Raw genomic sequence first — 13,655 nt, 5'->3', positions numbered from 1 at the left:
CTCCAACGAAGGCTAGGTTTCACCTCCGTGCGGGTCAAGATTCCATGATTCACCGCAGGTGAACCACTGGCGTTCAGCGGTCGGCTCCGAGGACCAGGCCGCTCGTGGGCACGCCGGTGCCCGCCGTCACGATCACGTTGCGCACCCCCTCCGGCTGGTTGACGCTGGTGCCCCGCACCAGGCGGACGGCCTCGGCGATGCCGTTCATGCCGTGCAGGTACGCCTCGCCGAGCTGGCCGCCGTGGGTGTTGAACGGCAGCCGCCCGCCGAGCTCCAGGTTGCCCTCGGCGACGAAGTCCTTGGCCTCGCCGGGGGCGCAGAAGCCCAGCTCCTCCAGTTGCGGCAGCACCAGCGGCGTGAAGTGGTCGTACAGGATCGCCGCGTCCATGTCGGCGGGGCCGAGGCCGCTCTGCGCGTACAGCTGTCGTCCGACCAGCCCCATCTCGGGGATGCCGGTGATGCGGGGGCGGTAGTAGCTGGTCATCATGTGCTGGTCGTCGCCCGAGCCCTGGGCCGCGCCGAGGACGACGGCGGGCGGGTGCGGCAGGTCGCGCGCGCGTTCGGCGGAGACCACGACCAGCGCCTGGCCGCCGTCGGTCTCCTGGCAGCAGTCGAGCAGGTGCAGCGGCTCGGCGATCCAGCGCGACGCCTGGTGGTCCTCCAGCGTGATGGGCCGCCGGTAGAACCAGGCCGCCGGGTTGGTCGCGGCGTGCCTGCGGTCCACCACCGCCACCCGGCCGAAGTCCTCACTGGTCGCGCCGTATTCGTGCATGTAGCGGCGGGCGAACATGGCGACCCACTGGGCGGGCGTCGACAGGCCGAACGGGGTGAGCCACGCGTACGCCGCGCTGTCGGCCCCCGTCTCGGCCGGGCCGTCCGCCTGGCCGAGGCCGTAGCGCACACCGGACCGCTCGTTGAAGGCCCGGTAGCAGACCACGACGTCGGCGACGCCGGTCGCGACGGCCAGCGCCGCCTGCTGGACGGTGCCGCAGGCCGCGCCGCCGCCGTGCGGGATGCGCGAGAAGAACGTCAGGTCGCGCATGCCGGTGCTGCGGGCGACGTGGATCTCGGCGTTGGTGTCGGCGGTGAACGTCACCATGCCGTCCACGTCGGACGGCTTCAGGCCGGCGTCGGCGACGGCCGCGAGCACGGCCTCGCAGGCGAGCCGCAGCTCGCTGCGGCCGGAGTCCTTGGAGAACTCGGTGGCGCCGATGCCGGCGATCGCCGCCGCACCCGAAAAGCCGCTCATGTCGCGTCCTTCGCCGGAAGCCGTACGGCGACGGTGCCGGTGACGTGGGCGCCCAGGCCGTTCTCGCCGCGCACGGCGATCTCGACCCGGCGGTCCTCGTCGTGCTTGGCGGTGACCGTGCCGGTCAGCGTCATCGTGTCGCCCGGGTAGTTGGGCACGCCGAGCCTGATTCTGATCGCCGTGACCACGGCGGCCGGGCCCGCCCATTCGGTCACGTACCGGTCGACCAGGCCGTTGGTGGTGAGGATGTTCATGAAGATGTCCGTGGACCCGCGCTCGACCGCGAGGCCGGGGTCGTGGTGGACGTCCTGGTAGTCGCGGCTCGCGATGGCGGTCGCCACGATGAGCGTGCGGGTCAGCGGGATCGGCAGCGGGGGCAGTTCCTCCCCCGTCGCCACCTCCTCGTACGTTCGCCCGTTCATGCCGCGATCCCGCTCTGCGGGCGGAACACCGGAAGTGACAGGTCGGGATCGGCGTCCAGCCAGTCGAGGACGACGGGCATGCCGATCTCGACCTCTCCGGGTTCCACACCGACCAGGTTGGTGACGAGCCGCGTGCCCTCGTCGAGCTCCACGACCGCGACGATCAGCGGATACTCGAACGCCGGGTGGCGGGGGTGGTGGTTGACCACGAAGCTGTAGACCTGCCCGCGGCCGGACGCCTCGGCGGCGTCCCAGTCGAACGAGCCGCAGTGCGGGCAGCAGGGGCCGGGCGGGTGGCGCAGCGTCCCGCACCCGGCGCAGCGCTGGATCACCAGCCGGTGCTCGCGCGCCGCCTCGAACCAGAACGCGTTGTCCCGGTTCACCGCGGGCCGCGGCCGCGGCGCCCGCGCCTCTTTCGGCCTGAAGCGCAGCAGCCGCCAGCGCTGCACGGCGACGACCTCGCCGTCCTGGTCGGTGTAGGTGCGGACCGTGGTCACGAACCGGCCGGTGCCAAGCGCGGTGCTCTTCTCCGGCGAGATCGACTCAACCACCTCGCGGACGCTCACCCGGTCGCCGGCCACCAGCTCGCGGTGGAACTCGAACTCCGAGTCGGTCGCCACCACCGAGGTGTAGCCGTCCTTCTCCAACAGCCCGTCCAGCTCCCGCGCCCCGGCCGCGGCTCCGGCCCTGGCCCCGGCATCCGGGCCCTCCACGGTGGCGGCGTACCCCCGCATCGTCCACGCCTGCATCATCGACGCGGGCGCGACGATACCGGGGCGGCCGGTCGCGCGGGCGGCGGCGTCGTCGCGGTAGATCGGGTTGCGGTCGCCCATCGCCTCGGCCCAGTGCCTGATCATGGGCACGTTCACCGGGTCGGGCCCCTCCCACAGCGGGAGGATCTCCCGTCCGGCGAAATCCTCGTAGCTGGTCATCGGTCCTCCACGCCGGTCTTCCCGCCGTCCCGACGTTAGTCAGCGGGACCCGCCGGAGACCCGGCGAATCCCGCTGACCGGGAGACCACGTCCACGCGGCCGGTCAGGCAGTGCGCAGCCGCAGGCCCTTGAACTCGGTCGCCTGGGCGGCGATCGCCTTCTCCGTGGGGAGGCGTTCCATCGACGACGCCCCGAAGAAGCCCGCGATCCCGTTCGTGTGATCGAGGACGAACTGGGCGTCCTCCGGCTCGGCGATGGGGCCGCCGTGGCACAGCACGATGACGTCGGGGTTCACCGCGACGGCGGCATCGCGCATCTCCTGCACCGCGGCGGCCGCCTCTTCGAGGGTGAGGGCGGTCTCCGCGCCGATGCTGCCGCTGGTGGTCAACCCGACGTGGGGCACGAGGACGTCGGCTCCGGCCTCGGCCATCGCGACGGCCTGCTCCGCGTCGAAGACGTAGGGGGCGGTGAGCAGGTCACGCCGGTGCGCTTCGCGGATCATGTCCACCTCGAGCGGGTAGCCCATCCCGGTCTCCTCGAGGTTCTGCCGGAACTTGCCGTCGTACAGACCCACGGTGGGGAAGTTCTGCACGCCCGCGAAGCCCATCGCCTTGAGCTCGTCGAGGAAGGGGCCCATGAGCCGGAAGGGGTCGGTGCCGCAGACCCCGGCCAGCACGGGGGTGTCGCGCACGACCGGGAGGACCTCCCTGGCCATGTCGACGACGATCGCGTTGGCGTCGCCGTACGGAAGCAACCCGGCGAGCGACCCCCGGCCGGCCATGCGGTAGCGGCCCGAGTTGTAGATGATCAGCAGGTCGACGCCGCCGGCCTCGGCGGCCTTGGCCGACAGGCCGGTGCCGGCGCCAGCCCCGATGATGGGGCGGCCGGCCCCGGCGGTGGCGCGCAGGCGTTCGAGAGCTGTCTCGCGGTTCATCTCATTCTCCAGTCCGGCGTGCGCCGATAAGGCGGTGCAGGGCTTCGGCCGCGGCCCGGCCGAAGCCCGGATCGTTGATGGCGGCGTCCACGTCGTGGACGGGGACGCCGGTGTCCTTCAGACCGTCGCGGAGCGCGGCGAAGCAGGCGGCGTCGGCGTCTGGGTCGGCGAACGGCCCTCCTTCGACGTCGATCCCGGAGACGCCCCTCAGCGGCAGGTAGACCTCCACCGGTCCGGTGGCGCGGCTGAGCTTGTCGCCGATCCTGGCGCCCAGCTCGGCCATCTCCTCGCGGGTCGTCCGCATGAGGGTGACCGTGGGGTTGTGCACCAGGAACTTCCGGTCCGCGAACCTGTCCGGCACGGTCTCCCGGGGGCCGAAGTTGACCATGTCGAGTGCGCCCACGCTGACCACCTGCGGGATGCCGGCCCGTCCCGCCGCCTCCAGCCGGTGGGGGCCGGCGGTGAGCATCCCGCCGACGAGGTCGTCGGCCAGCTCCGTGGTGGTCAGGTCGAGGACGCCGTCGAGCATCCCGGAGGCGGCGAGGGCCTCCATCGCCCGCCCGCCGGAACCCGTGGCGTGGAAGACCAGGACTTCGTACCCGAGGCCGGTCAGGTGCTCGCGGGCCTCGTCGACGGCGGGCGTGGTGAGCCCGAACATCGTGGCGCCGACGAGTTTCCGCTCGTCACCGGTCTCGTCCCGGACCCGGGCGTACCGCTGGGCCATCCCGGCCGCCGCGGCGGCGGCGTTGCCGAGAACCGCGCGCGAGAGCCGGTTGATGCCGGAGATGTCCACGACGGAGTACATGAGGGTGACGTCGGCGTCTCCGACGTACGGGCCGACGTCACCCGAGGCCATGGTCGAGACCAGCAGCTTGGGCACTCCGACGGGCAGGGCCTGGAGCGCACGGGCGGCGACCGACGAGCCGCTGGAGCCGCCGATCGCGAGAAGGCCGTCGAGGCGCCCCTCCTCGAACAGCCGCCGGACGACCACGGCGGCGCCGGTCGCCATCGCGTCCATCGCGGCGCCGCGGTCGCGGGCGTCGCGGAGCAGGTCGAGCTCGGTGCCCGCCGCCCGCGCCACCTCGTCGGCGCCGATGTCGGCGAGCTCCGCCCCGTGCGCGAAGGTGCCCACATTGATCAGGAGCACCTCACAGCCCGCCTCGTTCAGCTGGTCACGGACCCAGCGGTACTCCTCGCTCTTGGTGTCCAGCGTTCCCAGCAGCACTACCGTCGCCACCGCGGCCTCCTGTCGTCGTCGACCTGCCCGTACGGTCGAGGATGTCCGGCCACGGCCGAAGCGGCCAGGCCAATCACGCAGAATTGGTCCATGGCACGTGCGGAACATGTCGACAGTGCCGCGTTGGCCCGCCTCATCGGCGGGTGGCGGGCGGAGGACGGGCCACTGCCGCACGCGCTCGCGGATGCCCTCGCCGAGCTGATCGCCGGCAACGTGCTGGTCGAGGGGGCCGCGCTGCCGCCGCAACGGGCGCTGGCCGCCGCGCTCGGGGTGTCCCGCGGGACCGTGGCCGAGGCGTACGCGGAGCTGGCCGCGCGGGGGCGGCTGACGTCCCGGCAGGGGTCCGGATCACGCGTGCGGGGCGACCGGATCACGGGAGGGGATCATGTCGTCGAGGGGCGGCTCGCGTCCTTCGGCCGCACCCGCCGCCTCGTCGAGCTGGACCTTTCCAGTGGCGCCCTGCCCGCCCTGTCGCTGGTGCGGGACGCCGTGTCGGCGGTCGATCTACGCGAACTCGACGTCTATCTCGCGGACGACGGCTACTACGCGGCGGGGCTGCCTCGTCTCCGCGCGGTCGTGGCCGAGCAGTACACCCTGCAGGGGTTGCCGACCGGGCCCGACCAGATCCTCGTCACCTCCGGCTCCCAGCAGGCCGTCTGGTTGTGCGCGTCGTCCCTGGTCGCGCCGGGAGACGAGGTCCTGGTCGAGGAGCCGGGTTACCGCGGCGCGATCGAGGCGTTCCGTACGGCCGGGGCGCGGCTGACCGGAGTGCCCGTACGGGAGGACGGTCTCGACCTCGACCACCTCGACCGGGTCGCCCATCGGGCCGCCCTGCTCTACTGCCAGCCCGCGGCGCACAACCCCACGGGGATCAGCCTGCCGGCGGCCGAGCGGGAACGGCTCAGCCGGATCGTCGGCAGGCACGGCGTGCTGACGATCGAAGACCGATCCTGCGCCGATCTCGTCCTCGACGACCGCGGGATGCGGCCACCGCTGCCCGATCCCGCGAACCCCGGCCTGGTGATCCGGATCGGCACCGCGTCGAAGCTGCTCTGGGGCGGGTTGCGGGTCGGTTGGATACGTGCGGAACGTCCGGTGATCACGCGGTTGACACAGGCCAAGGCGGCGCTGGACCTGGCCGCGCCGGTGATCGACCAGATGGTGACGGCCGAGCTCCTGGCTCAGGCCGACCGGGCCCGGCAGGAGCGCGCCCGGCGCCTGCGGGCCCATCTCGCCGAGGCGGCGGCGGTTCTGACGGAACTGCGGCCGGCGTGGCGGTGGACGCCGCCGAGCGGCGGCACGGCGCTGTGGATCGACACCGGAACCGACGCCGTCGCCCTGGCCGAGCGCGCACGCGGGAGGGGCGTGCTGGTCACCGCGGGCCCGGCCTTCTCCCCCTCGAACGCGCAGCGCACCCGGCTGCGGCTGCCGTTCTGGAAGCCCCTGGAGCAGTTCGCGCACGCGGTCGAACTCCTCGAATGAGCGACGGCGCCGGTGATGAGGAAGGGCCTGACCACCGGCTACGGCGATCAGGCCCTCAGACGTCACCGCGTCGCCTCACTTCCGGTCGCGGCCCTCGGCGGCGTGCAGACGGCGCTGGTGGTCGGCGAACACCTCGTCGTTCGACGAGACGGTGGCCCCGGGCACGGTCGGGGAGACGAACGTCGGCACCACGACGCCCCGGCCGGCGAGCACGGCCGCCGTACGGGTGACGATCTCGTGGCTGACCACGCTGGCCACCACCGTCGAGGCGCCCCCTGTCGGACGGCCCCAGCCGTCCACCTCGATGATGGCGTCCTGCACCGGCACACCGGTGTCGATCGTGACGTCGCAGATCTCCGCGATCCGCCGGCCGCTGGAGTGCTCGGCCGGGCGTTCGAGGTTGGCCACCGAGGTGACCGCGACGGTGAACAGGCCGCGCTCGGCGGCGTACATGGCCGCCTCGACGGGCGCCGCGTTCCTGCCGCCGTGGCTGTAGACCACCATCACGTCGCCGGAGGCGAGCGGCTCGTGGTCCAGGTACTGCTTGATGTACCCCTCGGTGCGCTCCAGCCAGAGCAGCTCGCGCACGCCGCCCGGCCCCAGCACGTTGTGCCACATCAGCCGGGGATCGGTGAGCGGGTGGATGCCCGCGAAGCTGCCGTACCTGGGGAAGGCGTCCATGGTGGGGATCACCGAGTGGCCGCTGCCGAACAGGTGGATCAGGCCGCCGTTCTGGATGGCGTCCGCGCAGCGCTCGGCCACGGTCGCCAGCGCCTCCTCCTGCGTGGAGTCGAGCCGGTCAAGGATGGTCATCAGGGTTCGGGTGTAACTCACGGCGTTCCTTTCATGAGGTCCGCAACGCCAGTCGCACGCGGTATCGGTCACCGCGCATGACGCTGCGTACGTGTTCGAACGGACCATGGGCGTCGAAGGTGAGGCGTTCGACGTAGAACGCGTGGGCGCCCGCGGTCACTCCGAGGGTCGCGGCGTCCTCGTCGAGCACGCCGCCGACCGTGAAGGTCTCGACGGCCTCGCGCGGGACCAGCCCGTAGCGCTCGTTGAGGGTCCGGTAGAGCGACCGGTCGGTGAAGTCGAGGTCGGCGAGACCCGGAAACCGGTCGAGCGGGAGGAGCGCGGTCTGCACGCCCACCGGCCGGGAGCCGTCGGTTCTCAGCCTGCGCAGCCGCAGCATCCGGGAGTCGGCCGGCAACTGCATCTCGGGGGGCAGATCCTCCTCGCCCGCCGTGACGATCGTCTGGCCGAGGACCCGCGAGCCCGCGCTGTGACCGAGCTGCGCGAGCTCCGCGGTGAAGGATGTGACCCACCGAGCGCCCGCGGTCAGGCTCGTGTCGCGGACGAAGGTGCCCCGGCCCTGTTCCCTGACCAGCACCCCGCGGTCGACCATCCGGGCCACCGCCTGCCGGACCGTGACGCGGCTCACGCCGTACGCCTTGCCCAGCTCCTCCTCGGTCGGCAGCTGCTGGCCCGGCACCCACTCGCCGGCGTCGACGCGTTGCTGCAGACTCCGTTCGACCTGCAGGTAGAGAGGGATTCCCGACGTGGGGTCCATTCCCTTGACGATCACCATTCCTCCGTTCTGGCGATGAGGAGCGCTCCCACGACGCCCGCCCGGGAGCCCAGGGCGGTGGGCCGCACGGGCACCCGGCGGCCGTCGGGTGAGGCGAACCTCGCGACGTGCCGCTGCAGCGGAGGGCCGAGGACGTCCATCGCGTCGGCCAGCCCGCCGCCGATGAGTATGATCTCGGGATCGATCGTGCTGGCGACCGCCGCGACCCCCCGGGCGAGACGGGCGGCGTACGCGTCGAGCGCGGCACACGCCCGCTCGTCCCCCGCGCGGGCCGCCGCCACCAGGGCGGGGCCGTCGCGCAGCGAGGAGCCGGAGGCGGCCTGCTCGAACGGGCCGTGCACCGAATCGCGCACCGAATCGCGCATCGGGTCGTCCGGCACATTGGCCGGCAACCAGCCCCACGATCCGGCGCTGCCGTGGACGCCGCGCCAGATCCTGCCGTCGATCAGGAGGGCGCCGCCGATGCCGGTCCCGACGGCCAGCAGCACGGCGGACCTGACCCCCTTGGCGGCCCCTTCCGCGGCCTCGGCGAGCAGGGTGAGGTGGCCGTCCAGGCCGAGCCGCACCGGCGCGCCAAGGCGGGCCTCCAGGTCGTCCCGCAGCGGACGGCCCTCCAGCCACGGCAGCGCGGGGACGAACAGCGGCCGGCTCTCGCCGGAGGTCCCCGGCAGGCCGACGCCGACTCCCGCCGGTCGTGCGATTCCCGCGCAGAGCCCGGTCACCTGGGTGAGGAACGCGTCGTAGGAGCCGGCCACCGGAGCCGTGACCGGCTCGCCGCGGCCGTCCGGCGTCTCGGCCAGGACCCGTACGGAGGTGCCGCCGACGTCGATGCCGACGAACGTCGTCATCCCTTCACCCCCGTCCGGGAGATGCTCTGCACGAACACGCGCTGGGCGAGCAGGAACACCACGATCGTGGGCACGCTGGCGATCAGCGCTCCGGCCATGACCACGTTCTGGTACTGCACGCTCGTGCTGTAGGACAGCAGGCGGCTCAGCGCGAGGACGACGGGGAACTTGTCGTCCGACTGCAGGATCGACAGCGGCCACAGGAAGTTGTTCCAGTAGAAGACGAAGGCGAAGATCGCGAGGCTGACCAGCGCGGGACGCAGCAACGGCGTGACGATCTGCCAGACGATGCGCGCCTCCGAGGCGCCGTCCAGCCGGGCGGCCTCGATCAGCTCCTCGGGAACGTCCGCGATGAACTGCCGCATCAGGAAGATGCCGAAGGCGTTCGCCAGCCAGGGCAGCATCACGCCCAGGTAGGAGTCGGCCAGGCCCATCGTGGAGACCAGCCAGTACAACGGCACCAGGGTCACGACCGGCGGCAGGAACATCGTGGCGACGACCGACCAGAAGAGCAGGTCGCGGCCCCGGAAACGGTACTTCGCGAACACGAAGCCGGCCATGACGCTGGTCACCAGGACCGACAGCGTGGAGACCCCGGCGATCAGGACGCTGCTGACGAAGGCGCTGCCGAAGGGGACGGCCTGGAAGACCTCGCCGAACGCGGAGAACGTCACGTGGGACGGGAACCAGGTCGGCGGCGCCTTCTGGAGCTCTTCCGGGCCCTTCAGCGCCGAGATCACCATCCAGTAGAGGGGGAACAGCGGCACCAGGATGACCAGCCCGAGCGCGAGAACCGTGGCCGCGCGTGTGATTCGCCTCATGACCGTCCCTCCGCCGCCGTCCGCCTGCGCATGGCCGCGAGGACGACTCCCGCGACGGCCACCAGCACGAGCAGCAGGCTGAAGGCCATCGCGCTCGCCTGGCCCGCCATCCCGTTCTGGAACGCCGCCCGCTGGATCGCGTACGACAGGACCGTGGTGCTCTCGGCCGGGCCGCCCTGGGTGAGGATGTAGACGGGGTCGAAGACCTGGATCGCGTTGATCGCGGCGATCAGCACGATGAACGTCGTCGTACGGCGGAGCAGGGGCAGCGTGACGCTGAACGTCTGCCGCCAGAAGCCGGCGCCGTCGATGCGCGCCGCCTCGTACACGTCGTCGGGGATCTGGGTGAGCCCCGCGATGACCAGGATCGTGTAGTAACCGGTCATCTGCCAGACGTGGAAGATCACCAGCGAGAGCAGCGCCGTCTGGGGGTCGCTCAGCCAGGCGGGCGAATCGATCCCGACAGCGCCGAGCGCCTGCGAGATGGGGCCGTAGTCGGGCGCGTAGAGCGCTCCCCAGACGATCGCGATGGCCACCGTGGGGATCACGTAGGTCGAGAACAGAGCGGCCCGCGCCACCGCCTTGCCCGCGGCCTTCGGGAAGTAGAGCAGCATCCCGAGCGCCAGGGCCAGCGGAACCGTCGTCACCAGGACGAGCACGACGTACACCAGGGTGTTCCCGAGCGCGTTCAGGAAGTCGTCGCTGTGCAGCAGGTCGGTGTAGTTGCCGAGGCCCCGCCACGTCATCTGCGACAGCGGCGTGTACATCGACCAGTCGTGCAGGCTGATCCAGAACGTCAGGGCGATCGGCACGGCGACGAACAGGACGATGACCGCCATCGCCGGCGAGAGGAAGGCGATCGCCGCCCCTCGCCTGGCGCTGCGGGACGCCTGAACCGTCATGCCCCGGCCTTGGCGAGGATGCCGGCGACCTCGCTCTGCGCCGCGGTCATCGCCTGCTGCGCGGTCTCCTTGCCGAACACGACGTTCTCGATGTGCTTCTGCACGGCCTGGCTCATGGCCTCACCGCCCAGCACCGTCGGGAAGGGCTTGGCGTTCGGCAGCTCGGCGACGTACGCCGCGATGAACGGGTCGGACAGTTCGGCCTTGTGCGCCGTGAGATCGCTGGTCCTGCTGGGCAGGATGCCCATCGACATCAGGATGTCGCCCATCGCGGACGAGCCGCCCTTGCCGCTCTCGGGTCCGTTGAGGAACTGGAGGAACTTCCACGCCGCGTCCTGCTTGGACGGCGAGGCCTTGCCGTTGACCATCGTCAGCCAGGAGTAGGACACGCCCGCCGACCCCGTGCCCTCCGGGCCGACCGGCACCGGCGCCACGCCGACGTCGGAGTACCGGTCGCCCATCGCCTGCTTGAGGGCGCTCTGCCACCAGTTCGCCATGATGATCATGCCGGTCTTGCCGTTGACGAAGTTGTCGAGGTACGGCCCGGTCGTGTTGGCGTTGGCGCTGCTCATGGACGGCTGGGTGGCGCCGCTCTTGACGAGGTCCGCGTAGAGCTGCGCGGCGGCCACGACCTTCGGGTCGTCCAGCTTGGGAGTGCTGCCGTCGAGCAGTTGCCCGCCGTTGGAGTTCACCAGCGACAGCCAGGGGTGGACGGCGCCCGAGGCCCAGCTCGTGATCACGCCGAAGCCCTGCTGCGTCACCTTGCCGCCGTCGCGCTTGGTCAGCTTGGCGGCGTCGGCCGTCAGTTCGTCCCAGGTCTTGGGCGGCGCGGGGATGCCCGCCTCGGCGAACAGCTTCTTGTTGTAGTTGAGCGCGTAGAGGTCGACCTCGTTCGGATAGCCGCGCACCTGCCCCTGCTTGGTGACGCCGTCGGCCATGTTGGCCGGCCAGCCGGCCTTGACGTCCGCGGCCACGCCCGAGGGGGCGGGGGCGGCGAGACCGTCGCGCACCAGTTCGGGGAGCCAGAGGTCGTAGATTCCCGCGATGGTGGGACCGTTGGGGCTCGCGCCCTGCGTCCGCAGCGTGCTGAGCAGATTGGCGAACGGAACCGCCCGGATGTCGACGGTGACATCGGGGTTCTTGGTGTGGAACGCGGCGGCCGCGGCCTTGAGCGCCGTCACCTGCTCGGGTCCCCAGTGGGTAAGGAATGAAATCGTCTGCGGTCCGCCGGCCGCTCCGGAGTCACCCGAGCCGCCGCATCCGGCGAGCGCGAGCGCCAGCACGGCACCAAGTGAGATCGCTCCGACAGTTCTCAAGGGGGTCGCCTCCTCCCCGCTGTACGCCGCCGCCGACCGGGCGTCGTTACATCGTTATGTTGTTATAACGAATTTTTGCCGAGAGGGGAAGATAGGGAGAGGACCTAACCTGGATTTCAGGTCAGTACGGCGGCGGCCTCAGATTCGTTCGATGACGGTGGCCGTGGCGTGGGCGCCGCCCGCGCACATGGTGACGAGCGCGGTCGAGCCGCCGGTGCGCTCCAGCTCGTGGAGCGCCTGGGTGAGCAGGCGGGAGCCGGTGGAGCCCACGGCGTGGCCGAGCGCGATGGCGCCGCCGTTCACGTTGACCTTGTCCATGTCGGCGTCGAGCTCCCGCGCCCAGGAGAGCACGACCGACGCGAACGCCTCGTTGATCTCGACGAGGTCGAGGTCGGACAGCGTCATGCGCGCCTTCTTGAGGACGTGCCGGGTCGCGTCGATCGGGCCGTCGAGGTGGTAGTAGGGGTCGGAGCCGACCATGCCGGAGGCGACGATGCGCGCCCGCGGGCGCAGGCCGAGATCACGCGCCCGGGCGGCGCTCGTCAGCAGCACCCCGGCGGCGCCGTCGCTGATCTGCGAGGTGTTGCCCGCGGTGTGGATGCCCTCCGGCAGCACCGGCCGCAACCTCCCCAGGGCCTCCAGGCCGGTGTCGCGCAGCCCCTGGTCCCGGGAGACCACGGCGGTCTCCCCCGTCGGGCCCTCGGGCCCCATCACCGGCGCCTCCACCGTGAGGACCTGCCCGTCGAACCTGCCTTCCTCCCACGCCCGCGCCGCGCGCCGCTGGGAGCGCAGGCCGAACGCGTCGGCGTCCTCGCGGGTGATGCCGCGCCGCCGCGCGATCCGCTCGGCCGCGGTGAACTGGTCGGGCATGTCCAGCGACCACGACGGCGGGAACGGGCTGCCGGCCTCCGGGGTGACCGCCGCGCCGAGGAAGACCCGGCTCATCGCCTCGACGCCGCAGCCGATGCCGACGTCGATCGCACCGGCCGCGATCAGCCCGGCCACCAGGTGGACGGCCTGCTGGCCGGACCCGCACGCGCAGTCGATCGACGTGCAGGCCGTGCCGTACGGCAGGCCGGCGTGCAGCCACGCCTGGCGGGTGACGTTGTTGGCCTGCTCCCCCGCCTGGGTGACGCAGCCGCCGATCACCTGCTCGATCGTCTCGGCGGCGAGGCCGCTGCGCTCGATCAGGCCCCGGTGCACGACGCCGAGCAACTCGGCGGGGTGCAGCCCGGACAGGACGCCGTAGCGCTTGCCGACCGGCGTGCGCACCGCGTCGACGATGACGGCCTCAGGCATCGCACCTCCTTGAGGCGTTGGAGCGGGGCGCGAGCAGCAGCCGGCACGCGATCCGGATGTCGCTTTCGGTGTCGGGGACCGACGACAGGCCGTTCAGGCTCGACTGCAGCACGCCATGCCAGCACTGCATGAGCAGCCGGATCAGCGTGACGTCCATGACGGTCGGCTCCCGGATGCCGAGCGTGCGCAGGACGATCTGCCGGAACGTCCTGTCGATCCGGCCGGTGCCGGCCACGGCGGCGGCGTTGGCGGAGTTCGCCGACTGCAGCATCGCGGTGGCGAGCGCGGGGCGGCTCAGCAGCTGCCTGCTGGCCAGCACGAGCACGTCGGCGACGGCGTCCTCGGGCGCGGTGCCCGGCTTCGGCTGCGGGAGGCTCTCCTCGAACCGGTCGACCTGCTCGGCCATCACGGCGGTGAACAGGTGGGTCTTCGAGGGAAAATACCGGTACAGCGTGGCGATCGCGACCCCGGCCTCCTTGGCCACCTCGTGCATCTGGACGCGCTCGAGACCCTTCTCCGCGCCCATCCTGGCGGCGGCGCGCAGGATGCGCAGGTGCCGGGCCCGCTGCTCCGGCGAGCTCGGCTCCGCCGGCGCCCTGACCTCGGCGATCCTCGGCACGTCTCC

At 71.8% G+C, this 13,655-nt stretch carries 14 protein-coding genes; 1 reads left to right on the top strand and 13 read right to left on the bottom strand.

Annotation, left to right across the window (positions count from 1 at the left end; all coding sequences use genetic code 11):
* Positions 1 to 73: 73 nt before the first annotated feature.
* The 5 genes from BXA11_RS09180 to BXA11_RS09160 form a co-directional block, all read right to left on the bottom strand.
* Positions 74 to 1,249 (bottom strand): lipid-transfer protein, encoded by a 1,176-nt coding sequence (locus BXA11_RS09180; RefSeq protein ID WP_076434126.1) that lies wholly within the window; start codon positions 1,247 to 1,249, stop codon positions 74 to 76.
* Complete coding sequence (locus BXA11_RS09175) at positions 1,246 to 1,671, bottom strand: MaoC family dehydratase (protein WP_076434125.1); 426 nt, start codon at positions 1,669 to 1,671, stop codon at positions 1,246 to 1,248. The genes BXA11_RS09180 and BXA11_RS09175 overlap by 4 nt, the downstream gene beginning before the upstream one ends.
* Positions 1,668 to 2,603: a bifunctional MaoC family dehydratase N-terminal/OB-fold nucleic acid binding domain-containing protein gene (locus BXA11_RS09170; protein WP_076434124.1), complete on the bottom strand. Its 936-nt coding sequence runs from the start codon at positions 2,601 to 2,603 to the stop codon at positions 1,668 to 1,670. The genes BXA11_RS09175 and BXA11_RS09170 overlap by 4 nt, the downstream gene beginning before the upstream one ends.
* Positions 2,604 to 2,706: 103 nt before the next feature.
* A complete protein-coding gene (locus BXA11_RS09165; protein WP_076434123.1) occupies positions 2,707 to 3,537 on the bottom strand; it encodes a phosphoenolpyruvate hydrolase family protein in 831 nt (276 codons plus the stop codon).
* A 1-nt stretch (position 3,538) separates the two neighbouring features.
* On the bottom strand, positions 3,539 to 4,774 hold the full coding sequence (locus BXA11_RS09160) for a Tm-1-like ATP-binding domain-containing protein (RefSeq protein WP_076434122.1): 1,236 nt from the start codon (positions 4,772 to 4,774) through the stop codon (positions 3,539 to 3,541).
* Positions 4,775 to 4,864: 90 nt separating this feature from the next.
* Here BXA11_RS09160 and BXA11_RS09155 point away from each other — a divergent pair, with 90 nt between their 5' ends.
* Complete coding sequence (locus tag BXA11_RS09155; RefSeq protein WP_076434121.1) at positions 4,865 to 6,256, top strand: aminotransferase-like domain-containing protein; 1,392 nt, start codon at positions 4,865 to 4,867, stop codon at positions 6,254 to 6,256.
* Between the two features lie 75 nt (positions 6,257 to 6,331).
* Here BXA11_RS09155 and BXA11_RS09150 read toward each other — a convergent pair whose 3' ends face one another.
* From BXA11_RS09150 to BXA11_RS09115, 8 genes are all read right to left on the bottom strand, one after another.
* A complete protein-coding gene (locus BXA11_RS09150; protein ID WP_204054109.1) occupies positions 6,332 to 7,090 on the bottom strand; it encodes a sugar isomerase domain-containing protein in 759 nt (252 codons plus the stop codon).
* A 10-nt stretch (positions 7,091 to 7,100) separates the two neighbouring features.
* Positions 7,101 to 7,841, bottom strand: coding sequence for a GntR family transcriptional regulator (locus tag BXA11_RS09145; protein WP_159454753.1), 741 nt, complete (start codon positions 7,839 to 7,841; stop codon positions 7,101 to 7,103).
* Positions 7,838 to 8,692: an ROK family protein gene (locus tag BXA11_RS09140; RefSeq protein ID WP_076434118.1), complete on the bottom strand. Its 855-nt coding sequence runs from the start codon at positions 8,690 to 8,692 to the stop codon at positions 7,838 to 7,840. The genes BXA11_RS09145 and BXA11_RS09140 overlap by 4 nt, the downstream gene beginning before the upstream one ends.
* The gene (locus BXA11_RS09135; protein ID WP_076434117.1) at positions 8,689 to 9,513 is read right to left on the bottom strand and encodes a carbohydrate ABC transporter permease; all 825 of its coding nucleotides are present in this window, start codon (positions 9,511 to 9,513) and stop codon (positions 8,689 to 8,691) included. The genes BXA11_RS09140 and BXA11_RS09135 overlap by 4 nt, the downstream gene beginning before the upstream one ends.
* On the bottom strand, positions 9,510 to 10,415 hold the full coding sequence (locus BXA11_RS09130; RefSeq protein ID WP_076434116.1) for a carbohydrate ABC transporter permease: 906 nt from the start codon (positions 10,413 to 10,415) through the stop codon (positions 9,510 to 9,512). Before BXA11_RS09130 ends, BXA11_RS09135 begins: the two co-directional genes overlap by 4 nt.
* A complete protein-coding gene (locus BXA11_RS09125; protein ID WP_204054110.1) occupies positions 10,412 to 11,731 on the bottom strand; it encodes an ABC transporter substrate-binding protein in 1,320 nt (439 codons plus the stop codon). The genes BXA11_RS09130 and BXA11_RS09125 overlap by 4 nt, the downstream gene beginning before the upstream one ends.
* Positions 11,732 to 11,869: 138 nt before the next feature.
* Positions 11,870 to 13,030 (bottom strand): steroid 3-ketoacyl-CoA thiolase, encoded by a 1,161-nt coding sequence (locus tag BXA11_RS09120; RefSeq protein WP_076434115.1) that lies wholly within the window; start codon positions 13,028 to 13,030, stop codon positions 11,870 to 11,872.
* Entirely contained in the window at positions 13,023 to 13,649 is a 627-nt protein-coding gene (locus BXA11_RS09115; protein ID WP_076434114.1) for a TetR/AcrR family transcriptional regulator, read from the bottom strand. The genes BXA11_RS09120 and BXA11_RS09115 overlap by 8 nt, the downstream gene beginning before the upstream one ends.
* Between the last annotated feature and the right edge of the window lie 6 nt (positions 13,650 to 13,655).

It is taken from the genome of Microbispora rosea, assembly GCF_900156315.1.
Lineage (GTDB): Bacteria > Actinomycetota > Actinomycetes > Streptosporangiales > Streptosporangiaceae > Microbispora > Microbispora rosea.
Note: the sequence above shows the minus strand (reverse complement) of the source record. Positions and strands in the feature narration are given on the sequence as shown.